We start from the raw sequence: 262 nt of genomic DNA on the forward strand, positions 1-262 counted from the left end.
GCCGCCCAACCCCCGCCGGGGCCGCTACCTGGCGCTGGCGGCGGCCGGGTTCATCATCGCCGGGTCGGCGGCCTCGACGGGCGCGCTCGCGGCGGTCGGGCCGGCCCTGATGATCGCCTCGCGCCGCCCGGGGGTGCGCCTCGCCGGGATCGTCCTCGCGGTGGTGGCGACCGGGGTGTTCCTGTTCCTGATGGTCGGCCTGTCGAGCTTCCCGGCTCTGCTCGACGCCCTCTCGGTCATCCTGCAGAAGCCCCGGGTGGAG

General features: G+C 76.3%; 1 protein-coding gene. It reads left to right on the forward strand.

The genetic code is table 11. The annotated features are described in order from the left end of the window. Nucleotides 1-262: hypothetical protein (locus tag AC3II9_RS21945; RefSeq protein WP_489158832.1), on the forward strand; the 262-nt coding region annotated here is incomplete at both ends.

The sequence above is a fragment of the Lysinibacillus sp. RU7 genome (assembly GCF_057837305.1).